General features: G+C 73.2%; 21 protein-coding genes and 2 pseudogenes. 10 read left to right on the plus strand and 13 right to left on the minus strand.

Going from position 1 to position 24,473, the window contains the following annotated elements; genetic code table 11:
• Positions 1 to 382: 382 nt before the first annotated feature.
• A pseudogene (locus BIV25_RS53120) lies at positions 383 to 685 on the minus strand (MFS transporter); the annotation flags it as partial.
• 20 nt (positions 686 to 705) lie between these two features.
• Here BIV25_RS53120 and BIV25_RS49520 point away from each other — a divergent pair.
• Positions 706 to 854: pseudogene (locus tag BIV25_RS49520) on the plus strand (IclR family transcriptional regulator); the annotation flags it as partial.
• A 25-nt stretch (positions 855 to 879) separates the two neighbouring features.
• Here the strand turns inward: BIV25_RS49520 and BIV25_RS23920 are convergent.
• Genes BIV25_RS23920 through BIV25_RS23930 form a run of 3 tightly spaced genes read right to left on the minus strand, consistent with a single transcriptional unit; the run spans position 880 to position 3,569 of the window.
• Positions 880 to 1,887 carry an ABC transporter substrate-binding protein gene (locus BIV25_RS23920; RefSeq protein ID WP_071374446.1) on the minus strand — a complete coding sequence of 336 codons (1,008 nt, stop codon included), beginning with the start codon at positions 1,885 to 1,887 and terminating at the stop codon, positions 880 to 882.
• A 60-nt stretch (positions 1,888 to 1,947) separates the two neighbouring features.
• A complete protein-coding gene (locus BIV25_RS23925; protein ID WP_071374447.1) occupies positions 1,948 to 2,694 on the minus strand; it encodes an ABC transporter ATP-binding protein in 747 nt (248 codons plus the stop codon).
• Positions 2,667 to 3,569 (minus strand): ABC transporter permease, encoded by a 903-nt coding sequence (locus BIV25_RS23930; protein WP_071374448.1) that lies wholly within the window; start codon positions 3,567 to 3,569, stop codon positions 2,667 to 2,669. Before BIV25_RS23930 ends, BIV25_RS23925 begins: the two co-directional genes overlap by 28 nt.
• A gap of 387 nt (positions 3,570 to 3,956) precedes the next feature.
• On the opposite strand from BIV25_RS23930, the gene BIV25_RS23935 reads away from it, so the two are divergent.
• From BIV25_RS23935 to BIV25_RS23955, 5 genes are all read left to right on the plus strand, one after another.
• Complete coding sequence (locus tag BIV25_RS23935) at positions 3,957 to 4,379, plus strand: secondary thiamine-phosphate synthase enzyme YjbQ (protein WP_071374449.1); 423 nt, start codon at positions 3,957 to 3,959, stop codon at positions 4,377 to 4,379.
• Positions 4,380 to 4,865: 486 nt separating this feature from the next.
• Entirely contained in the window at positions 4,866 to 5,888 is a 1,023-nt protein-coding gene (locus BIV25_RS23940; RefSeq protein WP_256256028.1) for a glycoside hydrolase family 3 N-terminal domain-containing protein, read from the plus strand.
• Positions 5,889 to 5,963: 75 nt separating this feature from the next.
• A complete protein-coding gene (locus tag BIV25_RS23945) occupies positions 5,964 to 7,430 on the plus strand; it encodes an amidase (RefSeq protein ID WP_071374451.1) in 1,467 nt (488 codons plus the stop codon).
• Between the two features lie 259 nt (positions 7,431 to 7,689).
• Positions 7,690 to 7,893, plus strand: coding sequence for a cold-shock protein (locus tag BIV25_RS23950; protein ID WP_071374452.1), 204 nt, complete (start codon positions 7,690 to 7,692; stop codon positions 7,891 to 7,893).
• Between the two features lie 169 nt (positions 7,894 to 8,062).
• Complete coding sequence (locus tag BIV25_RS23955) at positions 8,063 to 9,505, plus strand: DEAD/DEAH box helicase (RefSeq protein WP_071374453.1); 1,443 nt, start codon at positions 8,063 to 8,065, stop codon at positions 9,503 to 9,505.
• Positions 9,506 to 9,521: 16 nt separating this feature from the next.
• Here BIV25_RS23955 and BIV25_RS23960 read toward each other — a convergent pair whose 3' ends face one another.
• Positions 9,522 to 10,919, minus strand: coding sequence for a cytochrome P450 (locus BIV25_RS23960; RefSeq protein WP_256256029.1), 1,398 nt, complete (start codon positions 10,917 to 10,919; stop codon positions 9,522 to 9,524).
• Positions 10,920 to 11,130: 211 nt separating this feature from the next.
• Positions 11,131 to 11,526 carry a DUF5997 family protein gene (locus BIV25_RS23965; RefSeq protein WP_071374454.1) on the minus strand — a complete coding sequence of 132 codons (396 nt, stop codon included), beginning with the start codon at positions 11,524 to 11,526 and terminating at the stop codon, positions 11,131 to 11,133.
• Positions 11,527 to 11,631: 105 nt separating this feature from the next.
• On the opposite strand from BIV25_RS23965, the gene BIV25_RS23970 reads away from it, so the two are divergent.
• Complete coding sequence (locus BIV25_RS23970; protein ID WP_107486278.1) at positions 11,632 to 12,393, plus strand: LysR family substrate-binding domain-containing protein; 762 nt, start codon at positions 11,632 to 11,634, stop codon at positions 12,391 to 12,393.
• A 63-nt stretch (positions 12,394 to 12,456) separates the two neighbouring features.
• Here the strand turns inward: BIV25_RS23970 and BIV25_RS23975 are convergent, their stop codons facing one another.
• Complete coding sequence (locus tag BIV25_RS23975; protein WP_071374456.1) at positions 12,457 to 13,929, minus strand: MFS transporter; 1,473 nt, start codon at positions 13,927 to 13,929, stop codon at positions 12,457 to 12,459.
• Positions 13,930 to 14,026: 97 nt separating this feature from the next.
• Positions 14,027 to 14,503: an Lrp/AsnC family transcriptional regulator gene (locus BIV25_RS23980; protein WP_071374457.1), complete on the minus strand. Its 477-nt coding sequence runs from the start codon at positions 14,501 to 14,503 to the stop codon at positions 14,027 to 14,029.
• Positions 14,504 to 14,733: 230 nt separating this feature from the next.
• Between BIV25_RS23980 and BIV25_RS23985 the strand changes: the two genes are divergently transcribed.
• Positions 14,734 to 16,251 (plus strand): FUSC family protein, encoded by a 1,518-nt coding sequence (locus BIV25_RS23985; RefSeq protein WP_071374458.1) that lies wholly within the window; start codon positions 14,734 to 14,736, stop codon positions 16,249 to 16,251.
• Positions 16,252 to 16,365: 114 nt separating this feature from the next.
• Complete coding sequence (locus tag BIV25_RS23990; RefSeq protein WP_071374459.1) at positions 16,366 to 17,403, plus strand: lactonase family protein; 1,038 nt, start codon at positions 16,366 to 16,368, stop codon at positions 17,401 to 17,403.
• An 87-nt stretch (positions 17,404 to 17,490) separates the two neighbouring features.
• On the opposite strand, the gene BIV25_RS23995 is transcribed toward BIV25_RS23990, so the two are convergent.
• The 4 genes from BIV25_RS23995 to BIV25_RS24010 form a co-directional block, all read right to left on the minus strand.
• Positions 17,491 to 18,417: a sirohydrochlorin chelatase gene (locus BIV25_RS23995; protein ID WP_107486281.1), complete on the minus strand. Its 927-nt coding sequence runs from the start codon at positions 18,415 to 18,417 to the stop codon at positions 17,491 to 17,493.
• Positions 18,418 to 18,605: 188 nt separating this feature from the next.
• Positions 18,606 to 19,580 carry an N-acetylglucosamine kinase gene (locus tag BIV25_RS24000; protein ID WP_071374461.1) on the minus strand — a complete coding sequence of 325 codons (975 nt, stop codon included), beginning with the start codon at positions 19,578 to 19,580 and terminating at the stop codon, positions 18,606 to 18,608.
• The gene (locus tag BIV25_RS24005; protein WP_071374462.1) at positions 19,577 to 20,254 is read right to left on the minus strand and encodes a uracil-DNA glycosylase; all 678 of its coding nucleotides are present in this window, start codon (positions 20,252 to 20,254) and stop codon (positions 19,577 to 19,579) included. Before BIV25_RS24005 ends, BIV25_RS24000 begins: the two co-directional genes overlap by 4 nt.
• 101 nt (positions 20,255 to 20,355) lie before the next feature.
• Complete coding sequence (locus BIV25_RS24010; protein WP_071374588.1) at positions 20,356 to 21,444, minus strand: sialidase family protein; 1,089 nt, start codon at positions 21,442 to 21,444, stop codon at positions 20,356 to 20,358.
• A 272-nt stretch (positions 21,445 to 21,716) separates the two neighbouring features.
• Between BIV25_RS24010 and BIV25_RS24015 the strand changes: the two genes are divergently transcribed.
• Positions 21,717 to 22,307, plus strand: a complete 591-nt coding sequence (locus tag BIV25_RS24015; RefSeq protein WP_071374463.1) for a hypothetical protein — start codon at positions 21,717 to 21,719, stop codon at positions 22,305 to 22,307.
• A gap of 46 nt (positions 22,308 to 22,353) precedes the next feature.
• Here the strand turns inward: BIV25_RS24015 and BIV25_RS24020 are convergent, their stop codons facing one another.
• Positions 22,354 to 24,348: a PBS lyase gene (locus BIV25_RS24020; RefSeq protein WP_071374464.1), complete on the minus strand. Its 1,995-nt coding sequence runs from the start codon at positions 24,346 to 24,348 to the stop codon at positions 22,354 to 22,356.
• Between the last annotated feature and the right edge of the window lie 125 nt (positions 24,349 to 24,473).

Below are 24,473 nucleotides of genomic sequence, written 5' to 3' on the forward strand. Positions count from 1 at the left end.
CGCCTGGTCTTCATCGAGGCTTTCCGTGTACCAGCCCGTCGGTCGCGTGCCACAGCGACACAATGCACGGTCCAAATCGGGCGGGCGGTGCTCTGGAGGCGCTGGCCGAGGAGGCCGCCGAATCCCTCGCGGCCGCCGTGGCGGTCGAGGCGCCCGCAACCGAGTCGGCTGAGCGGGCACCCGTGCGATTCACCCTGTCGATCTGGCCGGTGGGGGACCGCTACCGGATGCTCCTGGCGCTCGCCCACCGGGACCTGGGTGCGGCACGTGTCGACGAGGTCCTTGAGCCCGCCCGTGTCAGGGCCAACGCCATCGTGGAGTACGGACAGCGCGACGGTGTCTTCCCTTCCCGTCTGCCGCCCGCAGTGATCGGCGCCGCTCCGGTGGCCGGCATGACGGCGGCGGCACCGACGCCCATGCCGGCGTGGGCGGTGATGACGAGGTCGGTGTGGTGGACCCGGCTGCCCGCCACCGAGCCACCCGCGGAGATCGGCAGCCCCAGGACCAGGGCGCCGCGGCGGCTGCACTTGTCGCTGATCGAGCCCAGCACCAGCATCAGCGCGGTGTACGGGACGGGGTGACCGTCGATGACCCATTGCAGGTCACTGCTGGACGGGCCCAGGTCCTTCGACATGTCCGGCGCCGCCACGATCAGCAGGCTGAGACACAGCACCAGCAGCGCCCATCAGTGCCGGCGATACGGGCTGCACCGCGGCTCCCGTCGTCGCTGGGGCACCACGGTGGCCGCCCTCTCCGTGGCCGTGCCCCGTACCCGCTTCAGCCCCGCCCGACGTGCCCCGGCCGTACGGACGGCCGCACCGGGGCTGTCCCGAGCACTGCGGGGCAACGGCTGACGGCCCCGGCCGCGTCCTGCCGGGTTCAGTCCTTGGCCGGTGTGGTCGACGGGGACAGGCCGGCGTTGAAGCGGGTGTCCACGAAGTCGGCGAAGGCCACCTTCTTCGGGATCAGCTTCAACTCGGTGAAGGCGTCGGCGATCTGCTGCTCGGAGGCGATGAGCGGCTTGTCGACGGCGACGGCGACCCGTGTGGAGTTGGTCCGCTTCACCGAGTCCAGCGCCACGTCGTACGGCAGCCCGGTGTCCTTGGCCCACACCTCGGCCCACTCCTGCTGATGGTCGTGGACCCAGGCCGTCGCCCGCCGCAGCCGGGTGAGGTAGTCCTTGATGGCGGCGCCCTTCTTCGTGTCCTTCAGCGCGGAGGGCGCGGCCACCTGGAAGGTGAGCCCGTTGGTGACGCCCTCGCCCGTGGTCAGCACACGGCCCTGCTTGGCCCGCAGGATCTGGGAGGTGTACGGGTCCCAGACCGCCCATGCGTCGACCTTGCCGGAGGTGAACGCGGCGAGTGCGTCGGCCGGTTGGAGGTACTTGACCTTGACGTCGGACAGGCTGAGCCCCGCCGCCCTGAGCGAGGCGATCAGCTGGTAGTGCGCGGACGAGCCCTGCGCCACGGCGACGGATCTGCCCTTGAGCTGCTTCGGGCCGGTCAGCTTGGAGTCGCCTGGCACGAGGATCGCGTCGCCCTTGGACGTGCCGTGCCAGGCGGCCACGACGGAGATCTTCGAACCGGCACCGGCCGCGAAGACGGGTGGGGTGTTGCCGACGCCGCCGATGTCGACAGCCTGTGCGTTGACGGCCTCCAGCAGGGGCGGGCCGGAGGTGAAGGTGGACCACCTGATCTTGTAGTCCAGGTTCTTCAGCTCCCCCGCGGCGCGCAGGACGGCTTCGGAACCGCCCTTCTGATCACCGACGTCGAGGGTGACCGAGCCCGTGCCGTCGATGTCGGTGTTCGCCGCCGAGTTCCCGCCGCAGGCGGTGAGCAGGAGCGAGAGGGGGAGAAGGGCTGCGGCGGGGACGAGTCGTCGTCGCATGACGGTTCCGTTCCTGTGCGGAGGGGGCGCGTGCAGGGGATGCGGGTGTGTACCGGATGATCAGGCGGCTTCGGCGGCGGTGTTGACGCCGAGCCGTTCCAGCAGACCGGCGCGGAGCGCGGCGAAGCGGGGATCGGTGATCTCGCGCGGCCGGTCGAGGTCGACGTGCTGCTCATGGGCGATGCGGCCGTCGTCCATCACCAGGACGCGGTCGGCGAGCAGGACGGCCTCCTCGACGTCGTGTGTGACCAGCAGCACGGCGCAGCCGCGGCGCTGCCACAACTCCCCGACCAGACGCTGGGCCCTGATCCGGGTGAGTGCGTCGAGCGCGCCGAACGGCTCGTCGAGCAGCAGCAGATCGGGCTCGCGGACCAGGGCGCGGGCGAGGGAGGCGCGCTGGGCCTCGCCGCCGGACAGCGTCCTCGGCCAGGCGTCGACGCGGTGACCGAGCCCGACCTCGTCCAACGCCAGCTCGGCGACGGCGCGTTCGGGCTTGCCGGGCAGACCGAGCAGGACGTTGCGCCAGACCTTCTTCCAGGGCATCAGCCGCGGCGCCTGGAAGGCGACGGCTCTGCGGCGCGGGACCAGTGCGGTGCCCTGGATGTCGCGGTCGAGCCCGGCGAGGATGCGCAGCAGCGTCGACTTGCCGCAGCCGCTGCGGCCGAGCAGGGCGACGAACTCGCCGGGCGCGATGTCGAGACGCAGGTCGTCGATGACCGTACGGCCGTCGAAGGACCGGGTGAGCCCCTCCACGTGCACGGCCCGGGTCGTCGGACGGGTCACCGGCCGGTGAACGTCGGTCGCCATTGCAGCAACACCCTTTCGAGAGAACGGACGACGAAGTCGGCGAGCAGGCCGAGGAAGGCGTAGACGATCAGGCAGACCACGATCACGTCGGTCTGCAGGAAGTCCCGCGCCTGCACCATCAGGAAGCCGATGCCGGAGTCGGCGTTGACCTGCTCGGCGAAGACCAGCGCGAGCCAGGCGATGCCGAGGGAGTAGCGCAGTCCGGTCAGCGCGCCGGGCAGCGCACCCGGAAGGACGACGTGCCGTACCAGCCCCCAGCGGGAGAGCCCCAACGACTCGCCCGCCTCGACGAGTTGGGAGTCGACACCGCGGATGCCGGCGTACACGTTGAGGTAGAGCGGGAAGGTCACGCCGAGCGTGATGATGGCGATCTTCGGGGCCTCGCCGATGCCGAACCAGATGATGAACAGTGGGATGAGGCCGACGAACGGCACCGTCCGCAGCATCTGCACCGGGGCGTCCACCACGTCCTCGCCGATCCGGAACAGCCCGGAGACCAGGGCGAGTCCGGTGCCGGTGAGGGTGCCGAAGAGCAGGCCGAGCGCCACGCGCCGGAGCGAGGTCCCCATGGCCGACGGCAGCGATCCGTCACTGATCAGGTCCCAGCCGACGTGCGTGATCCGGCCCGGCGAGGCGAGCACGTCGGGCGTCAGGACGCCGGTGGCGCTGAGGAGTTGCCACAGGGCCAGCAGCAGGATCGGGCCTGTGGTGCGGCGCAGCCAGCGGGGGATGCGCACGGAGCGGGTGGAGGCGGGGACGACGGGCTGGAGGTCGAGGTCGATGGCGTCCGTCCGCGTCGCCCCGCGGGACTCAGCCTTGGAGATACCGGAAATATCGGGCTCGGGGGAGTTGGGTGGGGCATGGCTGATGCTCATGGAGGCTCCGCGGGGAGAGGGTGAGCGAAGGAGAGGGAAGGAGAGAAGGAAGGGGTGCGTCTCATGCCCGTCTCAGCAGCCGGTCACCGTCGTACGGGAGCAGCCGGACCGGGTGGACACAAGTGCGCGCAATCGACGGCGAAGCGCGCCGGAGAGCGGAAGGATGCGGTGGAAAAGGGCGTCAGCGGCCGCGGCGACACGCGGCGGAGGCCACCCACAGCAGGTCGATGTGACCGCGCGTGGTGAGCAGGGCTGAACGCAACATGCGGCTGAACGTAGCCAGATGGACGGTCCACGGTCAACGGTGTCTCGTCCTGTGGACCATGGATATCAGCAGCCGATCGTGCCGCCGAGGGGGAAGCCCGGCGTATGGGCCAGGATGGGAGCATGCCAGATGCCTTCACCACCCGAACGCTGCACGTCGCCACCGGCACCCAGGAGCGCGTCGTCGACCTCACCTCCGAGTGCGACGACTTCCTGCGGGAGGCGGCGGCGGGCCGTGACGGGCTGCTCAACGTCTTCACCCCGCACGCGACCGCCGGGATCGCGGTCATCGAGACCGGCGCCGGCAGCGACGACGACCTTCTCGCCGCCCTGCACACCCTGCTCCCCGCCGACGACCGCTGGCAGCATCGCCACGGCAGCCCCGGCCACGGCCGCGACCACGTCCTGCCGGCCGTCGTCCCGCCGCATGCGACCCTCCCCGTCATCGCAGGCCGGCTGGCGCTGGGCACCTGGCAGTCGGTGTGCCTGGTCGACACGAACAAGGACAACCCCGACCGTCAGGTGCGTCTGTCGTTCCTCGGGTAGTTCCGAGGCGGGCTCCCCGGGCTGCCGACGCGCCGCCGCGGTGTCGCATCGGTCCGCTCCAGAGCCCCGATCGCTGGGCCGAGGGGCGAACAAATGCCCAATACCGTACGGTGTGATGGACGCAGCAAGCCGGGCCCGCCGTGACGGAAGTGGCTACGCAGCGCGCGGTGCCCCCGGCTCGTCCAGGCCGGAGGAAGAAGCATGACCATACGCGTCCGGCAGCAGCCCAGGAACCGCCGCTGCTCAGCCCTGCGCACCAGGGTCCCGCTGGTCACCCTGGCACTCGCCGTCGCGGGCTGTGGTTCATCGGCAGCGCCAGGGGCGACACCCGAATCCCCCCGAAGCCCCGTTGCCAGCCATGGCACGCCGAGCCCAGGTACCGCCAGCCCCCTGCCGGGTCGCACCAGTGCCGATGCGGCCCCGGCCACCGCGAGTGCCAGCCCGTCGGCGCCTGCCGCCACCTGCACCGACCGTTACCTGTCGGGCATGACCACTGCTCAGCGGGTCGGGCAGCTGCTCATGGGGGGAATCTCCGCGTCCCGGCCCGACCAGGCCCAGCTGCGCATCCTGCGCGACAACCACGTGGGGTCCGTCATGCTGACGGGCCGCAGCACCGCCGGTACGACGGCGACCAGGAAGGTCGTCGACGGCTTCCGCGGCCAGGCGGACCAGGTCGCCGGCCGGCGGGTCGGCCTGCTGGTCTCGACCGACCAGGAGGGCGGCCGGGTACAGGTCCTCAACGGCCCCGGCTTCTCGGCCATGCCCAGCGGCCTGACCCAGGGCAGCTGGCCGGTCGCGACGCTGCGTACCCGGGCCGCCGCATGGGCCAACGAGCTCAAGGCCGCGGGGGTCGACCTGAACCTGGCACCGGTAGCCGACGTGGTCCCGGCCGCGCTGGGCGCCCGCAACATACCCATCGGTTCCTTCCAGCGGGAGTACGGCCACACCCCGGACGTCGTGACCTCCCACACCGGCGCCTTCGCCGCCGGCTTCGCGCAGTCGGGCGTGATGACGACGCTCAAGCACTTTCCCGGACTGGGCCAGGTGATCGGCAACACCGACACCACCGCCGACGTCGTCGACTCGGTGACGACCGCCGACAGCTCCAGCCTCACGCCGTTCCGCGCCGGGATCCAGGCGGGATCACCCTTCGTGATGATCTCGTCGGCCACCTACACCAAGATCGACCCCGACCACCTGGCGGCCTTCTCCCCGACGGTCATCGATCATCTGCTGCGCGGCCAACTCGGCTTCAAGGGCGTGGTCATCTCGGACGACCTCGGCAACGCAGTCGCGGTGCGGTCCTTCACACCTGCCCAGCGGGCCGTGAACTTCATCGCGGCGGGCGGAGACATGATTCTCACGGTGCGGCCGAGCACCATACCCGCGATGGCGCAGGCCATCCAGACCCGGATGGGACAGGACGCCTCGTTCCGCGCCAAGGTCGACGACAGTGTGCGCCGGATACTCGACGCCAAGCACAACGCGGGCCAGCTCGACTGCGGTTGAGGAACACCGAGGCATAAACCCGTTGTGCAAAGCGGCATTTCGTGGCCTGTTCCCGAGGCCGGTACGGTCTGGTTCATGGAGTGGAGATTTCAGACCGCCGAAGGACTCGCGACTGCCCTGCGTGCCGGTGAAGTCAGCTCGGTGGAACTGACCGGCGAGGCGATCGCCCGCATCGAGCGGGACGACAAGTCGGTCAACGCGATCTGTGTGCCGGACTTCGACCGTGCGCGGGCCGCCGCGCGCGATGCCGACGAGGCGCGCGCCCGCGGTGAGGACCGGCCGCTGCTCGGCATTCCGGTCACGGTCAAGGAGTCCTACAACATCGCCGGGCTGCCCACGACCTGGGGAATACCGCAGCACCGGAACTACCTGCCGGCCGAGGACGCGGTGCAGGTGTCGCGGCTCAAGGCCGCGGGCGCGGTGGTGCTCGGCAAGACGAATGTGCCCTTGGGGCTGCAGGACATACAGAGCTTCAACGAGATCTACGGCACCACCGGCAACCCGTGGGATCACAGTCGCACGCCCGGTGGCTCCTCCGGCGGCTCGGCGGCGGCACTGGCGTCCGGATTCGGCGCGCTGTCCATCGGCTCGGACATGGCCGGTTCGTTGCGCACCCCCGCCCACTTCTGCGGTGTCTACGCGCACAAGCCGACACTGGGGCTGGCGGCGGCCCGCGGCATGGTCCCGCCGCCCGCGCCGGCCCTGCCGGTCGATCACGACCTCGCCGTCGTCGGTCCGATGGCGCGCAGCGCCCGCGACCTCATGCTCCTGCTCGACGTCATGGCCGGACCCGACCCCCTGACGCTCGGTGTGGCGCACGACGTCAGGCTGCCGCCCGCGCGTCACGAGCGGCTCCGCGACTTCCGGGTCCTGGTCCTCGACGAGCATCCGTTCATTGCGACCGGGTCCGCTGTGCGGGCGGGCGTGGACCGGGTGGCCGAGGCGCTCGTTGACGGCGGTGCCCGCGTCGAACGGCACAGTCCGCTGCTGCCGGACCTGGCCGAAGCCGCCCTGCTCTACACGCAGTTGGTGGTCTCGGGCGCCGTCGGGCGTTTTCCCGTCGAGGTGCAGGAGCGGCTGCGCACCCGCGTCGCCGCGCTGAGCGCGGACGACCGGAGTCTCGATGCGGCCCGGCTGCGCGGCATGGTGCTCAGCCACCGGGACTGGATCGAGGCCGACAAACGCCGCGAGCTTCACCGCCACGCGTGGCGGCAGCTCTTCGCCGAGTTCGACGCCGTGGTGTCTCCCATCACGCCCACTCCGGCGTTCCCGCACGACCACAACCCCGATCCGGGGGAACGCCGGATCGACATCGACGGCGTCGAGCACCCGTACCTCGACCAGCTCGTCTGGGCCGGTCTGGCCACCCTGCCCGGCCTGCCCGCCACCGCCGTACCGGCGGGCCGGTCCGCCGAGGGCCTGCCGGTGGGAGTGCAGCTCATCGGGCCGATGTACGAGGACCGCACCCCGCTGCGGCTGGCCGAACTGCTGGAGCAGAGGATCGGCGGCTTCCAGGCGCCGGAATGTGAGACCGGAGCCTGACGCCGGTGCCTTGTTTCAGCTGGTTGCGCCCTGTGTCATCTGGAGGTTCACCTTCCATGATGAAAGTAGTACAGGTCCGCGTACTCTGCTAAACTTACCGGTAGTTGCAGTTGTGGTTCCCGAAACTTCAAGTGCCTCGGCGACCGTATGTCGCCGGGCATTATTGTTTATCCGGTGCTTATCCGGACGGGGTTCAGCGTGGCAACGCAGGGGTTCACACGGTGTGGACCCGCGGGCACTGCCCCCAAGGAGATGTGACATGGCTACTGGCACCGTGAAGTGGTTCAACTCGGAAAAGGGCTTCGGCTTCATCGAGCAGGACGGCGGCGGCCCGGACGTCTTCGCCCACTACTCGAACATCGCCACCCAGGGCTACCGTGAGCTCCACGAGGGCCAGAAGGTGAACTTCGACGTCACGCAGGGCCAGAAGGGCCCGCAGGCGGAGAACATCACCCCCGCCTGACGGCGAAGCGTGTGAGATATCTGGGGCCCCGTCCTGCGGCGGGGCCCCAGATGTATTTTTGTATTCCGGCGAAATTCTTTCAGTCTTGCATTCGGCTCGTTCTTGCAATTCATCCGGCTCATTCCTGTCGTGAATTCCTCGATGCGTGCCCCGTCGAGGAAGGTTCTCCATGAGCCGCTCAGCCCGCACGAACGACCGTCATACCGGGCGCCGTCCCTCCGCATCCCAGGGAGAGTTCGCGCCGCCGGTCACCGTCACCCCGGCCCTGCCCGCGGTCGCGGCCTTCGGTGAACTGGACATGCCTGCCGAGTTGTTGAAGATGCTGACCGAACGCGGCGTGCACGAGCCGTTCCCGATCCAGGCGGCCACGTTGCCGAATTCCCTCGCGGGGCGCGACGTCCTGGGGCGCGGGCGCACCGGATCGGGCAAGACGCTCGCCTTCGGCCTGGCGCTCCTCGTGCGCACGCGCGGACAGCGCGCCGAGGCGCGCAAACCGCTGGCCCTGATCCTCGTCCCCACGCGCGAGCTGGCCCAGCAGGTCACCGATGTGCTCACCCCGTACGCCCGACTGCTGAAGCTGCGGCTGGCCACGGTGGTCGGCGGCATGTCGATCGGCAGGCAGGCCGGCGCACTGCGGGCCGGGGCCGAGGTGGTCGTCGCGACTCCCGGCCGCCTCACGGATCTCGTCGAGCGCAGGGACTGCCGCCTGGACCGGGTGAACGTGACCGTCCTGGACGAGGCCGACCAGATGGCCGACATGGGGTTCATGCCGCAGGTCACCGCACTGCTGGACCAGGTACGTCCCGACGGCCAGCGCATGCTGTTCTCGGCCACGCTGGACCGCAACATCGACCTCCTGGTCCGCCGCTACCTCCATGACCCGGTCGTCCACTCGGTCGACCCGTCGGCGGGCGCCGTCACCACGATGGAACACCACGTGCTGCAGGTGCACGGCGCCGACAAGTACGCCACCGCGACCGAGATCGCCGCCCGCGACGGGCGCGTGATCATGTTCCTGGACACCAAGCACGCCGCCGACCAGTTCACCAGGCACCTGCTGAGCAGCGGCGTGAAGGCCGCGGCGCTGCACGGCGGCAAGTCGCAGCCCCAACGCACCCGCACCCTGGCTCAGTTCAAGACCGGCGACGTCACGGTGCTGGTGGCCACCAACGTCGCGGCGCGGGGCATTCACGTCGACGACCTCGATCTCGTCGTCAACGTCGACCCGCCGGGCGACCACAAGGACTACCTGCACCGCGCCGGCCGAACCGCCCGCGCCGGCGCGTCCGGAAGCGTGGTCACCCTGGTCCTTCCCGGTCAGCGCCGCGACATGGCCCGTCTCATGTCCGACGCGGGCATCAGGCCGCGGACCGCGCAGGTCCGCTCCGGTGAGGCCGAGCTGAGCCGCATCACCGGAGCCCAGGCTCCCTCCGGTGTCCCCGTCGGCGGCAGTGCGCCGGTCGCGGAGCGTCCGCAGCGCGGTGGTGCCCCGTTCCGCGGTCTGGGCACCCGACCGGGGCGGGCCGGCGGCGGTGGCTCCTCGCGCCGGTCCGCCGAGGCCCGCCGGATGGCCGAGGCCCGCGAGGCTGCCCGGGTCCGTCGCGGCGCGTAGCCGGGCCGGCGTCGCGTCAGCGCCGCACCGGCACGTCCCAGCGGACGCGCAGGGCCGGGGGCTTCCGGAAGACCAGACCTCTCGGCGCGGTGGGCGAGGCCGGGTCGAGCCGCAGGCCGGGGAGCCGGTCGAGGAGCGCGAGGAGGCAGGCGCGGGTCTCCAGACGGGCGAGGTGGGCGCCCAGACAGAAGTGCGGGCCGTGCGCGAAGGCCAGCTGGAGGCGGGAGTTGCCCCGCCGCAGGTCGAAGACGTCGGGATCCCGGAAGGTCTCGGGGTCGCGGTTCGCGCCGGTGAGCGAGACGACCACCAGATCACCGCGCCGCACGTCGGCCCCGCCGATGGTCACGTCGGCGGTCGCGTAGCGGTCCACGTTGGCCGCGGCGGGCTCCAGACGGAGCGATTCCTCGATCGCCGCGTCGACCAGGTCCGGATCGCCGCGCACGAGGGCGAGTTGACCGGGGTGTGCCAACAGATGCAGTACCACGTTGGCGATCATGCCCTCGGTGGTCTCGATACCGCCGAACATCAGCACCGCGGCGTTGGCGACCACCTCAGGAAGCGTCAGGCGCTCGTTCTCGGCCGCCGCGACCAGCGGCGACGTGCCGCCTCCTGCCGCGACCGTCGCCTCGACGCTTCTCCGCAGCTGATCGAAGGCCGCCGCCCCGGCGGGGTTCGCCGGCAGCCCGGCGGTGATGTCGGAGACCGTGCTCACGATGGCGTCGTACCAGGCCAGCACCGCCTCCGCGGCCGCGCCGACCAGGCCCAGGGACTCGGCGACGACGGCGACGGCCAGCGGTCCGGCCACCGTACGGCGCAGCTCGGCGCTGCCCCGCGGCCGGATACCGTCCACGAGCCGGGCGGCTTCCCGTTCCACGAAGCCCGCGAACCGGTCGTGCACATCCTGCGCGCGGAACGGGTCGGTGAAGGGGGCGCGGTGCCGCTTGTGCTCGGCGCCCTCCACGGACAGCATGCTCGGACCGACGACCTGGGCGGTGGAGAAGCGGGGGTCGTCCACCGTGAAGGTCGCCGCGTCGCGCATCACGCGCAGCGCGAGATCACGCCGGGTCACCAGCCAGCCACCCAGCACGGGGACCCATGACACCGGTTCGTGGGCGCGCAGCAGGGCCAGCCGGGGGTGCGGGTCGTCCGTCAGCTCCGTGAGCGTGGTCGCGGAGCCGAGCGGGAAGACGTCGAGCGGGACCGGCAGCGAACGCACCATCCACCGCTCGGTATCGGCCAGACACTGCCGCTCGTGCCGCTCCGGCCACTCCGTCAGCTGCTTCAGACCCACGACCGCCGGATCGTCCGCGATCTCCGGGGGCACCGACTTCAGCAGCCGCCCCGAGGCGTTGCGGCACACCACCTTCCCACCGTCGAGGGCGACTTCGTAGTCGCCGGCCGACACCCACCCCATACGTGCCTCCCGCACCCGCACTGATCAAGTGACCGGAACTGTAGGGCACACCACTGACAACGCCCCTGGGCCCTGGGGACGACGGGCCAGGGGCCTCTCACCAGCGGGGCAGCCGAAGTTGAGCACGACGACGCCCCCGCCGCCGTACGACTCGGCGACGGGGGCGTCGGGGAAGCGGGAACGCTCCGGGCGTCGCGGTACGCTCAGTGCGTCAGGGGCGGGCCTGCTCCGCGCGGTCGGCGTTCCGCTGCTTGATCCGTGCGGCTTCCTTGCGGACCTCGGCCTGGGTGGCGCGCTCCTTCTCCAGCCACTCGGGCCGCTCCTGCTTGAGTGCCTCGATCTGCTCGGTGGTCAGTGCCTCGGTCACCCCGCCGCGCGCGAGACCGGCGATGGAGACGCCGAGCTTCGCGGCGACCACCGGACGCGGGTGGGGGCCGGTGCGGCGCAGCTCGCTCAGCCACTCCGGCGGGTTCGCCTGGAGCTCGTTCAGCTCGGCGCGCGTGACGACGCCCTCCTGGAACGAGGCGGGGGTGGCGGGGAGGTACACATCCAGCTTCTTCGCCGCGGTCGCGGGCTTCATCGTCTGGGTGTTCTGCTGCGAACTCATGAGGTCAAGAGTATCGGCCGCGTGCCCGGCCGCCGACCACGGCCGTGCGCGGCAGGGCGGGCCGCCGGTGACGGCGCGGCAGCCCACGGCCGGTAACCTGGCCTGGTGACAGGCTCGGAGGAATCACCGTCGTTCCGGCTCGCGTACGTTCCCGGAGTGACGCCCGCCAAATGGGTGAAGACCTGGAACGAACGCCGGCCGGACATCCCGCTCACCCTCGTCCAGGTCCCGGCCGCCGAGGCACCCGGGGTGCTGCGCGCCGCCGAGGCCGACGCGGGCCTCGTACGGCTCCCCGTCGACCGTACGTACTTCAGCGCCATCCCCCTTTACACCGAGACCACGGTGGTCGTCGTCCCCAAGGACCACCTGATCACGGCCGTGGACGAGGTGACCCTCGCCGACCTCGCCGACGAGGTGCTCTTCCACCCCCTGGACGACGTCTTCGACTGGGACAGCCCGCCCGGCGAGCCCGCCTTCGAGCGGCCCGCGACGACGCCGGACGCGATCGAGCTGGTCGCCGCGAACGTCGGACTCCTGCTCGTCCCGCAGTCCCTTGCCCGCCTCTACCATCGCAGGGACCTCACCTACCGTCCGGTCACCGACGCCCCCCGGTCCGGCGTCGCCCTGTCCTGGCCGGAGGCGGCCACCACCGATCTGGTGGAGGACTTCATCGGCATCGTCCGCGGCCGCACGGTCAACAGCACCCGCGGCCGCGCCCAACCGCCGGCCGAACAGAAGCCCAAGCGCTCCGAGGGCGCGGGCACCCGCCAGAAGCCCCAGGCGAAGCCCGCGGCCCGCACGCCCCGCGCCCGCACGGCGGGGAGCAAACCGACGCCGAAGCGAGGGAAGCCGCGCCGCAGGTCGTGAGGCCGACGGGGTGGGTGCGACGCGGCACGCGCCGTCCCGTCCCGCGCCCTGGCACGACTCCGGCTACGCCCCCTGCCGGGCGGCCTCCGGCTCTCTCTCCTCCTCCGGATGCGAGCGCCGTTCGCGCAGGTCGGCGTAGGCCAGGACGAGGGCCAGCAGGATGATGCCGACGGATGTGAGCAGGCCCAGCTGGAGTGCGGTCGCGGGGCTGCCGCGGTGGGCCAGACGGGCGAAGTACACCGAGCCCACGACCGCGATGCCGGCGGCCGAGCCGATGCGCTGAGCGGTCTGGAGGACCCCGCCCGCGGCCCCGCCCCGCCCCACCGGGACGCGGGAGAGGGTGAGGGTGGTGTTCGGGGAGATGGTCAGGCCCGAGCCGAGCCCGGCGACGAGCAGCGGCAGAGCGACTCCCCAGGCCACCGCCCGCCCCGGTGCGAACTGCACGGCCGTGACGACGCCGGCCATCCCCACCGCCACCGTGGTCAGACCGCCGATGACCGTCCGGCGCCCGAACCGCAGCACCAGCCGGCCCCCGAGCGCGGCGCCCACCGCGGCGCCCAGCGCGAACGGCATGGAGGACAGACCTGCCGCGAGCGCGCCGTACCCCATGCTGTTCTGGAGGAACAGCGTGTAGACGAAGAACAGGGTCGTGAAGCCGCCGAAGTACACGAGGCTCAGCAGCGCGCCGAGCGTGAAGGAGCGCAGCCGGAACAGCCCGAGGTCGATCAGCGGCGCCCGGCCGCGCCGCCCCTGGTGCCGCTCCCACACCCAGAACGCGGCCAGCAGGCAGGCGCCGGCCGGGAGCAGTGCCCACTTCGACCGCTCGTGCCACTGCTGGTTCTGCACGAGAGGCAGCATGAGGGCGAGCACGCCGGCACCGAGCAGCAGGACGCCGAGCAGGTCGAAGCCCTCGCCGCGCCTGCCCGGCGAACCGGGGGAGCGGGGCAGCAGTCGCAGGGCCGCGCAGAACACGGCCACGCCGATGGGCAGATTGACGTAGAAGACCCAGCGCCAGCCCTCGGGGCCGCCGGACGCCTGGATCAGCAGGCCGCCCGCGAGCGGGCCGACCGCGGTGGAGATCCCGATGGTGCTGCCCATCATGCCGAACGCGCGCGCCCGCTCCGGGCCCTGGAACATCTGCTGGATCAGCGCCGCGGTCTGTGGCGCGATCAGCGCCGCCGACGCCCCCTGGAGCAGCCGGAACAGCACCAGCCAGGCGGCGCCGGACGACAGCCCGCAGGCCGCCGACGCCAGCGTGAACAGGGCGAGCCCGGTGAGAAAGGTCTGCCGCCGCCCGCGCATGTCCCCGAGCCGGCCCGCCGGGACGAGACAGAGGCCGTAGGCGAGCGCGTAGCCGGACATCACCCAGGACAGTTCGGCCTCGTCGGCGTGCAGCCCGCGCTCCACCGAGGGCAGGGCCACGTTCACGATCGAGGTGTCCAGCAGTGTCATGAAGGCCGCGGTCAGACAGACGGCGAGCGCCTTCCACCGCCGGTCACCGACGACCGGAACCGATCCGGCCTGGTCTGTGGTCATGCGATCACGCTATGCAGTCACGGTCGCGCGCGCACGACGGGGATTCCCGTGACCGCTCATGTGCCCCGGCCCGCCGAGCCGATCCGCGGGCCCCGCCTCAGGCGCGGGACGCGCGGCCGACCGACTCCACCAGGGGCAGCAGCCGGTACGGGACGCGCTCGCGCAGGGCCACCTCGGTGCGGGTGCGCACCACGCCCGGCAGGCTGATCAGCTTCTGGATGACGTCCTCCAGATGGGCGTTGTCCCGGCCCACCACGCGCGCGAGCAGATCCCCGCCGCCGGTGATGGAGAACGCCTCCACGATCTCCGGTACGGCGGCCAGCGCGTCCCCCACGTCGTCCAGATGGCCCTGGGTGACCTCGATGTGCACGAACGCCAGCACCGGATGGCCCAGCGCGGCGGGGGAGAGCGACGGGCCCGTGCCGGTGATCACGCCGTCCCGCTCCATGCGGTCCAGCCGGGCCTGGAGCGTGCCGCGGGCGACGCCGAGAACGCGGGCGTACTCGCGCACGCTGGTGCGCGGCTGCTCCAGCAGCAGTCGCAGGATGCGGGTGTCGAGTTCGTCCACGGCCATGACCGGTGACTGTACCAATGGCTCAGGCCTGCTGCCTGGACGCAGACCGTCCGACCTGGTCCGTTGGCTTTTCCATGAACCCCGCCGCATCGCCTCCACTGTGCCAATGGACCAGTGAATCGGCGAACACTTGAGCCAGTGAGCCCGGTGATGCTCTCATGGGGACGTCGATGGCGCTGCGGATCCCCGCGGCGCCTTTTCTGTGCCGGTGTTCCATGGGGAGGGCAGCAGTGCTGAAGAGGATGTTCGTGGCGCCGGACCCGGGCCGGGCGCGGTTGCGCTTCGCCGCGCGGGCCGTCCTCGGCATCGGGCTGGCGGTCGTCGTCTGCTTCGCCGCCGGACACTCCCTCGTCGGCGCGGTCACCGGCGGCCTAGCCGCGCTGCTCGCGCTGTTCACCGTGGCCGACGCGACCGTGCGGGGGCAGGCGGTCACCACCGCCCTGCTGCCCGTCGTGGGCGTGCCGGTGCTCGCCGCGGCGGCCGAACTGCACGCGTTCCCCGTCGCGCGCGACCTCGCCTTCCTGGCCGTCGTCGGCGCCGGGGTGTACGCGCGCCGCTGGGGACCGCGCGGGCACAGCCTCGGCGTGTTCGCCTTCATGACCTACTTCGTGGCCCAGTTCGTGCACGCCACCCCGGAGAAGCTGCCCGAGCTGTACGCCGCCGTCCTGCTGTCCGTGCTGAGCGCGGCCGTCGTGCGCTTCGGCCTGTGGTGCTACGAGCGCCGGCTGCCCCCGGCCGCCGCATCACCCGCACCGTCCGGGCCGGCCGGGACCGGCCTCGCCCGGGTGACCACGCGACAGGCCGTCCAGGCGACCGCGGGCGCGGGTTTCGCGCTGGTCGTGGGCCAGCTGGTGTCGGAACAGCGCTGGTACTGGGCCGTCGGCGCCACCTGGTGGGTCTTCGTCAACACCGCCTCGCGCGGCGAGACGCTGGTGCGCGGCTTCCGCCGTGTCCTCGGCACACTGATCGGCATCGGCCTGGGCTTCCTCCTCGCCGTGCCCGTACACGGCGCGCCCGTCCCGACCGCCGTCCTCGTCACGATCGCCGTCTTCGGCATCTTCTACTCGGCCGCCGTCTCCTACACTTGGATGATGCTCTGGGTGACCGTGCTCGCCGAGTCCCTGTACGGTCTCCTCGGCGTCCTCAGCCCCGGCCTGCTCGGCCTGCGCCTGGTCGAGACCGGTGTCGGCGCGCTCGGCGCCGTGCTCGCCGTGCTGTTCGTCCTGCCGGTCACCACCCACGCCGTCACCGACGGCTGGATCCAGCGCGCCCTGCGCTGCGTCCACGCCTGCACCGCCGAGGCCGCCGAGCGGCTCGCGGGCTCCGCGACGGCCGACCCGGCGCCGCGCGTGGCCGAGCTGGACCAGCTGCTGGGCCGGGTCCGGCTCGCGGTCGCCCCGCTGGTGCACCCGCTGAACCCGATGCCGGCCCGCAAGGAGCGCGCCCGCCGTGTCCTCGCGCTCCTCGACGACTGCGTCCGCGAGGTGCGCGGCCTGGTGGCGGTCGCGGCCGACCCCGAGGCCTCGCACGACGCCCGGCTGGCCGCGGCCTGCTGGCGGGTGGAGGCCGCAGTCGAGGCGCTCACCGCGGGCGGCCCGGAGCCGGTCCGCGGTCGCACCGCACCGTCCGCCGAGTCCGCCCAGGCGCACCTGCCCGCCCTGGCCCATCTGCACGGCCTGGAGCGTGCCCTCGCCGACCTCGCCGAGCCGCTGCGGGCACCGTCGGGCTCGCGGCTGGCGGGCGCCTGAGCCGGCGCCGCGACCCGGGGACGCGCCCCGTGTCTCTTGGTCTAGACCCTGCCTGATCGGCTGCTACCGTCGGCCCCGGACCGGCTCCACCGGGAGGACCGAGAGGGGACAGCGGTGGCACAGGACGGCAGCTCCGGCGGGCACCGGGCGTTCATCGGCTCGTTCACGGCGGCGGGCGGCCCCGGACTGGTGACCGCAACCGTGGCGTCGGCCGGGGGTGCCCTCACGCTCGGCGCCGCCGCCGACGACGTCCGCGACCCGTCGTATCTGGCCCTCTCACCCGACGGGGGCACGCTCTACGCGGTCAGCGAGACGGCCGAGGGCGCCGTCGCCGCCTTCCGGGTCGGCGGCGAGCGGCCCGAACTCGCCGGACCGCCCGTGCCGGTGGACGGCAGCGGCCCCACCCACCTCGGCCTGTACGACGGCCACGTACTGACCGCCAACTACGGCTCCGGCAGCGTCACCGCCGTACCCCTGCGTCCCGACGGCACTCTCGCCGCCAAGGCCTCCGGACTGCTCCAGCACACCGGCTCCGGCCCGCACGACCGGCGCCAGCGCGGCCCCCACGCCCACCAGGTCCAGTCCGACCCGAGCGGCCGGTGGGCCGTCAGCATCGACCTCGGCACGGACTCGGTACGGGTGTGCGCCCTCGCGGCCGGCGTGCCCGTCCTGCACCGCGAGATCGCCCTGCGCCCCGGCGCCGGCCCCCGTCATCTGGCCTTCCATCCAGAAGGCCGGCACGCCTATGTCGTCAACGAACTCACCCCGACGGTGACCGTCTGCCGCTGGGACGCCGTCGGCGGCTCCCTGAAGCCGCTGACCGAGGTCCCCGTGCTGCCCGGCGCCCCGGCGGGCGACGCCTATCCGTCCGGCATCGTGGTCTCGCCCGACGGCCGCTTCGTGTGGACCGCCACGCGCGGCGAGGACGTCCTGTCGGTCCTCGCCGTCGAGGGCGACGCGCTCCGGCTCGTCGGCGCGGTGACCTGCGGCGGGAACTGGCCGCGCGCGCTCGCCGAGCACGCCGGCTTCCTCTACGTGGCCAACGAGCGTTCCGGCGACGTCACCTGGTTCGCGGTGGACGAGGCGACGGGGCTGCCCCGCTACGACGGCTCGGTGCCGGTGCCCGCGGCCTCCTGCGTCGTCTTCGGCTGAGCCGTGCCGGAGCAGCGCGAAGGGCCCGCTCCGGGGTGGGGAGCGGGCCCTTGGCCGTGCGGACGCCGGGCGGGTGCCGGCGTGGGATCAGCGGACCGGCGTGCCCTGCGGCTGCTGCGGGGCGATGCCGAGCGCGGTCGTGTACTTGGCGAGGGCGAGCTTGCCGATCGCCGGGTACGCGCCGAGCGACTCGGCCGTGGCGCAGCCCGCCTCCTCGGCGGCGGCCGCGAGCAGCCCCGCGTCGATCTCCGGACCGATCAGGTACGGGGCCAGGGCCAGCTGCTGCGAGCCGGAGGAACGCAGCTGCTCGGCGACTGAGGAGATCGAACCCTCCTGGTCCAGGGCCGCCGCCATCACCGGCACGGCCAGGCGCGCGGCGAGCAGCATGCCGGTGATCCCCGCCGCCTGCACCGCCTCGTCGCCGCCCACGGACGCCAGGACGATGCCGTCGGCGGCGGTGGCCACGGTGAACAGCCGGGCACGGTCGGCGCGGGCCAGGCCCGCCTCGGACAGTCGCACGTGCAGCGCCTCGGCGAGCAGCGGGTGCGGGCCGAGGGCATCGGTCAGATCGGCGGCGACCCGGCTGTCCATCACGGACTGGCGGATCTGGCGCAGCAGGGCGCTGTCCGGACCGGCCAGCAGCGGTACGACGACGGCGACCGGGCCGTCGGGCTCCTTGATCCCCTCGACACCGGCGGCGACGGCCTGCTCGTAGCGGGCCGCGCGCTCCTCGGCGGCGTACGCCAGCACGGAGCGGAGCGTGGGGAACTCGACGTCGTCCCCGTCCAGGTACCCGATCCGGGCGTCCAGGCCGGGCAGCTCGGAGCGGGCGATGCTCACGACCTCCTCGGCGAGGCCACGGGTGGCGGTGCTGGGCGCGCCGGGCACCGCGAGGACGAGCGCGGGCGCGCCCTCGGGAGCCGCCAGCGGTTCCGGTCGGCGGTGCCGTCCGGGCTGACGGGGTCGCGGCATTCGTACTGGCAGGCCGGACGCGGGTCCAGTGGGGGAGCTCATGGCGCCGCATGTTACTGGCTTCGGGGGTTCCTCCGTTCGGGGAGGGTGCAGGTGAGCGGTATCCGTCCTGTTTTGTCTGATGAGTTAATACCGTGGACACGTGTTCCGGGCACGTGCCGGGAACATGAGCCGACAGGGCGAACAATCCGCTTTTACGGCGATCTCGACCTCTTGGTCCGCCCGTTCGCTCAACCCCCTTGCCGGGGGACCACGTAGAGCATCGCCGGTTCACCCGGCAGAGTGAGCCGGCCCGTCGCGAGGTCGGTCGCGAGGCGTACCGAGCCGTGCAGGGGATCGCCCTCGGCCGGCACCTGCCGGGCGTGCGGCAGCCCGCTCGCCAGCTCCTCGCGCAGCGGTCCGAGGAGGGGCTCGCCCATGCGGAACAGGCCGCCGGTGAGCGCCACTTCGGGCGCGCCGTCCGGCGGGCACACCGCCGCGGCGGAGTCGGCCATGTGCCGCGCCGCCGCGCGCAGGATGTCCGCGGCCACCGGGTCGTGTGCGGCGCACGCGGCCACCCCGGGCGCGAAGGAGGCCAGCACGGCGGGCCGGTCGGTGCGCGGATAGAGCTTGCCCGGCAGTTCGCGCACCGGGCCGAACTGCTCCTCCGCGCGGGCCAGCAAGGGCGCGGAGCCGCCTTCGCGGCCGTCATGGGCGCGCAGCGCCGCCTCCAGGCCGGCCCGGCCGATCCAGGCGCCGCTGCCGCAGTCGCCGAGGAGATGCCCCCAGCCGTCGGCCCGCCGCCACCGCGCGAGGTCGGTGCCGACCGCGATCAGCCCGGTGCCCGCGGCGAGCACCGCGCCCGGCCGTGGCCCGAGGGCGCCGACGTAGGCGGTGACGGCGTCGGCCGCGAGCGCCATCCGCCGCGCTCCCAGCTCCCGGGCCAGGGCGCCCGGCAGCTCGGCGCGCAGGGCGTCGCCCAGCGTGGCGAATCCGGTGGCGCCGACGACGGCCGTGTCCACCTCGTCCACGCCGGCCTCCGCGACCGCCGCGCGGGCCAGGGGGAGGAGCTGTGCCAGCAGATGGGCCGGATCGATGCCCCGCGCACCCGTGCGCACGGGTTCCCGTGACTCCCGCTGGGCGGCCGGTGCCCGCCCCGGCACGCCGACGGCGACCCGGAGACCGGAGCCTCCGGAGTCGACCGCCAGGTATCCGGGGACGGTCACGGCAGACGCCAGTCCACCGGCTGTCCGCCCTGCTGGACCAGCAGGTCGTTGACCCGGCTGAAGGGGCGCGAACCGAAGAACCCGCGGTCGGCCGACATCGGCGAGGGATGCGCGGACTCCACCGCCGGCAGGCTGCCCAGCAACGGGCGGAGATTGCGCGCGTCCCGGCCCCAGAGCACCGACACCAGCGGCGTGCCGCGCGCCGCCAGCGCCCGTATCGCCTGCTCGGTGACCTCCTCCCAGCCCTTGCCGCGGTGGGCACCCGGGCTGCGCGGAGCCGTGGTCAGCGCCCTGTTGAGCAACAGGACGCCCTGCTGCGTCCACGGGGTCAGGTCGCCGTTGGACGGCTGGGGCAGGCCCAGGTCGGTGTTCAGCTCGCGGAAGATGTTGATCAGGCTCGGCGGCAGCGGGCGTACCTCGGGAGCGACCGAGAACGACAGGCCCACCGCGTGCCCGGGGGTCGGATACGGGTCCTGACCGACGATCAGGACCCGTACGTCGTCGAAGGGTTGCTGGAACGCCCGCAGGACGTTGGATCCGGCCGGGAGATAGGTGCGTCCCGCGGCGATCTCCGCGCGCAGGAAGTCGCCCATCTGTGCGATCCGCCCGGCGACGGGTTCCAGGGCCTTCGCCCAGCCCGGTTCGACGATTTCATGCAAGGGTCGTGGTGCCACGGGCGTCACCCTACTGCCGTACACGGGCCCGTGATCAACCGATGGCCGGAGCTCGACGCCCATGCCGCGGTCCTGCCGCGCACGCGCGTGTGTGTGAGGTGTCAGCCGATCACCGCCGCGCGCACGCACAGCACGTCCGGCAGGTGCGAGGCCAGTTGCTGCCAGCTGTCGCCGTCGTCGGACGAGGCGAACACCTCGCCGTTGCGGTTGCCGAAGTACACACCGGCGGGGTCGGCGTCGTCCGTGCACAGCGCGTCCCGCAGGACCGTGCCGTAGTGATCCTCCGGCGGCAGCCCCGCGGCCAGCGGCTCCCAGGTGCGGCCCGCGTCCGTGGTGCGGAAGACCCGGCAGCGGTGCTCGGCGGGCACCCGGTCCGCGTCGGCGTTGATCGGGAAGACGTACGCCGTGTCGCCCCGGCGCGGATGCGTGGCCACCGCGAAGCCGAACGTGGACGGCAGGTCCGCGCCGATGTCGGTCCAGTGCCCGCCCGCGTCGTCGCTGCGGTATACCCCCCAGTGGTTCTGCAGATACAGCCGGTCCGGGTCGGCCGCGTCCTTGGCGATCTTGTGCACGCACTGGCCGAACTCCGGGTTCGGATCCGGCAGGAACACCGCGGACACACCGGAGTTGGACGGCTCCCAGCTGGCGCCGCCGTCCGTCGTGCGGAACACCCCGGCCGTCGAGACGGCCACGGTCACCGCCTTCGGGTCGCGGGCGTCGGTGACCACCGTGTGCAGACCCTCACCGCCGCCGCCCGGCACCCACTGCGCGCGCGTCGGATGCTCCCACAGCGGCCGGACCAGCTCGAAGCTCTCGCCGCGGTCCGCCGAGCGGTACAGCGCCGCGGGCTCGGTGCCCGCGTAGACCACACCGGGCTCGGCCGCGGCCGGATGCAGCTGCCAGACGCGCTCCAGCGAGGCGCCGGTGTCCTTGGGGAACGTGACGGCCGGCCGCTTGGGCTCGGTCCAGCTGCGGCCGAGGTCGTCGGAGTGGAAGACCGACGGGCCCCAGTGCGCGCTGTCACCGCCCGCCAGCAGCCGGGGCCGGTCCTCCCGGGTGTCGATGGCGACCGAGTAGATCGCCTGCGCGTTGAAATACGGGCCGTCGTCGAACTCCCAGCGGCCACCGCCTTGTCGCCGCCCGATGAACAGACCTTTTCGGGTGCCCACCGCCAGTAGAACGTCGGTCATGCCGATCACCTCCGGGACGCCGTTGTCCAGGTAGTCGTCAGATGTCGGCCAGTCTGCACCCCACCACTGACACTCTCCCTCCGGCCGAGCGTCGGCGCAGGTCACGGCGGTGTCGTCGGTCTGCGGTGAGGATCGGCCGGATGCGTTCCGGCATGTGCCTGCGCGAACCGGGTGTCTCGTGCGACCGTCGAGGAGACGGCTCGTCGTGAGCAACGGAGCGATCTCCCGCGTATGGGAGGGCGGTCCGGCCGGTCGGTGCGCTCGTGAGGAGGATGCCTTTGAAGGCGTTCCGCGGTCCGAAGGTGTGGCTCTGGCGCTGGCGGCGCAACCCGCTCAAACGCCGGGCCGACGTGGTGGAGGCCTGGGTGGTGCTCGGCACGTGGCTGCTGACCGCCGTCGCCGGGGTGCTGGCCGGCCTCGCGGCCGCCGGGGCGGTGGAGCACGGACTCGCCCGGGAGCGCGCCGAACGGCAGCCCGTCGTGGCCCGTGTCGTCCGACCCGCCGGGCAGACCTCCTCCCGGCACGGCCAAGCCGCCGCGGAGGCGCGGGTGTGGGCCGAGGTGCGCTGGACGGTCGCCGACGGCACCGCCCACACCGGGCAGGTCAGGGTGGAGCTCGGCAGCAAGGCCGGTACGCAGGTGACCGTCTGGACCGATCCCCGGGGCCGTCTCGTCGGCCGCCCCACCTCCGCCTCCGAGGCCGCTCTCCGGGGCACCCTCATCGGCGGACTGGTGGGCCTGAGCGCCGCGGCCGTGCCCTTCGTCGGCGGCCTGGCCCTGCGCGGCCGGCTCGAACGCCGCCGGATGGACGCCTGGGACACGGAATGGGCGCGGCTCGGCCCGCAGTGGGGCCGGATGGTCTGACCACCACACCCGCACGAGCCACCCGCAACATCCCCTGCACCGCCGGTCACATCACCCGCTGCATCACCATCAGCACCTCCCGGCAGGCGCGCAGCAGTGCCTCGTCCTTCGGTACGCCCCGGCGGCAGGACGCGCCCGCGCGGGCCAGATGACGCCGTGGAGCGGCCAGTTCCGCCGTGACCAGGTCCCGTAGCGGGGACGCGGCCGGGCCCATCGTGGTCAGGCAGTGGGCGATCGTGCCGCGGGTGCGCACGTCCTCCGTCCAGGCCGCCCGGAAGACGGCGAGCACGGGCTCCGGATCCGCGGCGATGTGCCACAGCGCGCACGCGGCCGACGTCCGCTGACCTGTCCGGCCCGACCGGGCGGCGCGGCACAGTGCGGGCACGGCGGGCCGCGCGGCCGGGCCGAGCCTGCCCAGCCGGCGGGCGGCCACGCACCGGCCGGCCGGGTCGCCGTCGGCCAACTCCCTTAGCAGGACCGGGAGTACGGCGGCGCTGTCTCCGTGTGCCGACCAGAGCGCTCCGGCCGCCGCGGCCGCGTGGCGCGTGGACAGGAGCGCGTGCAGAGGCGGGATCGCCCGCGCGGTGGCGCCCAGGGCCTCCAGCGTTGCGATCACCTGACGCGCGAGCGCGTCCCGTGTCCCCAGGGCGTCGGGGGCGTCCGACAGGAGCCGTAACACCTCCGGGACCGCGTCCGCGTCCCCCGCGGCTCCCACCGCCGCCAGCAGCGGGGCGGCGATCCGGGCGGCGGACGGGGAGGACAGCAGGACCCGGCCGAGCCGGTGCCGTACCGCCGGGGCGAGCGGGGCCGCGGCGGCGCCCAGGTGAGCCAGTTCGAACCCCAGGTCCATCGGCGCCGCTGGGCCCGCCAGGAGCTGGGCCAGGGCCGGGACCGCGCGGGGATCGCCGCTCCTGGCCAGTGCCTTGAGCGGACCGCCGAGCACGGGGGAGCCGCGCTCCCAGCGGTGTGTCCACAGGTCCGGCCGGGCGCACACCAGCGCGTGCAGGGCGTCGGCCGCGGGCGCCGCCAGCGCGAACAGCTCCGCCAGGACCGCGGCCGCCGCGTCCCGCAACCGGTCCTGTTCCGTACCCAGTTGGCGGCCCAGCAGCGCCACGGTCGCCGTGTGGTCGCCGCGCCAGCCGCGCAGCAGGGCCGCGGCCAGCCAGACGGCGTTGCACCGGTCCACCGGGTCCGTGCTGGTCAACTGCCCGGACAGCAGGGCGCTGCGGTCCGCCACGCGGTCGCCGAGCGCGGTGTGCAGGGTGCGCAGCAGACGGGCGCCCTCCTCGTCCGAGGGGCGCAGTCGCCGGAGCCGCCCCACGAGGGTGTCGGCCGCGGGCCGCTCGGCGGCGCCGGCGCGCCGCGCGGACCGCTCCCGCAGCAGCCCGACCGCCGTCGGCACCAGGCCGGCCGGAAGCCGGGCGGGCGCGGCGAGCGCGAGCTGCCCGAGGGCGGCCAGCCGCAGCCCCGCGTCGTGCGGCGGCGCGCTCAGCTCGGCCAGGAGGTCCACCGCGGCGTCGGCGTGCGCCGGGTGCCCGCGGGCGAACTGGCCGAGCGCCTCGGTGAGGGCGAGCAGGACCTGGCCGTCCCGCTCGGCCCGCAGCCGCCGCCGTAACACCTCCAGGGTCCGCGCGGGCTCGGTCAGGAACCGCACGAGGGCCCCGGCCGCCGCCGCGCGCAGCGCCGGGTCCGGGTCCGCGGCGAGCGGGACGAAGTCCTCCGCGCCCGCCCGCACCGCGTCCCACGCACGCGTGTCGCCGTCCGTGCCCTTCGTGCCGACGCCGACCAGCAGTTCCACGATGCCGGCCCGGTCCGGGACCTCCGCGCGGGCCGCGAGCGAGAACAGGAAGGGGACGCAGACCGGCGTCGCGTCGTACACCCCGTCCTCGTGGCGCAGCGCGCCGTACATCCCGTCGAGCGCGGTCGCCCGCTCGGCGTCGTCCGCGGAGGCCAGCGCCCGCAGCCATCCGGGCACGTCCCGCGCGCTGCCGCGGGCGTGCCGCAGCGAGGCCCAGTCGACCTCGTCGATCCCCGTGAACACCTAGTCCTCCCCCGGGCGAGTGCCACCTGATCGCGAGTGTGCACCACGGCACTGACAACGGTCCGCAGCCACGGCCTGACTGTGTGCGATCCGTCGGCTGTCACCGGCCACACGCGCGCGTGGCC

The organism is Streptomyces sp. MUSC 14, assembly GCF_001866675.1.
GTDB lineage: Bacteria > Actinomycetota > Actinomycetes > Streptomycetales > Streptomycetaceae > Streptomyces.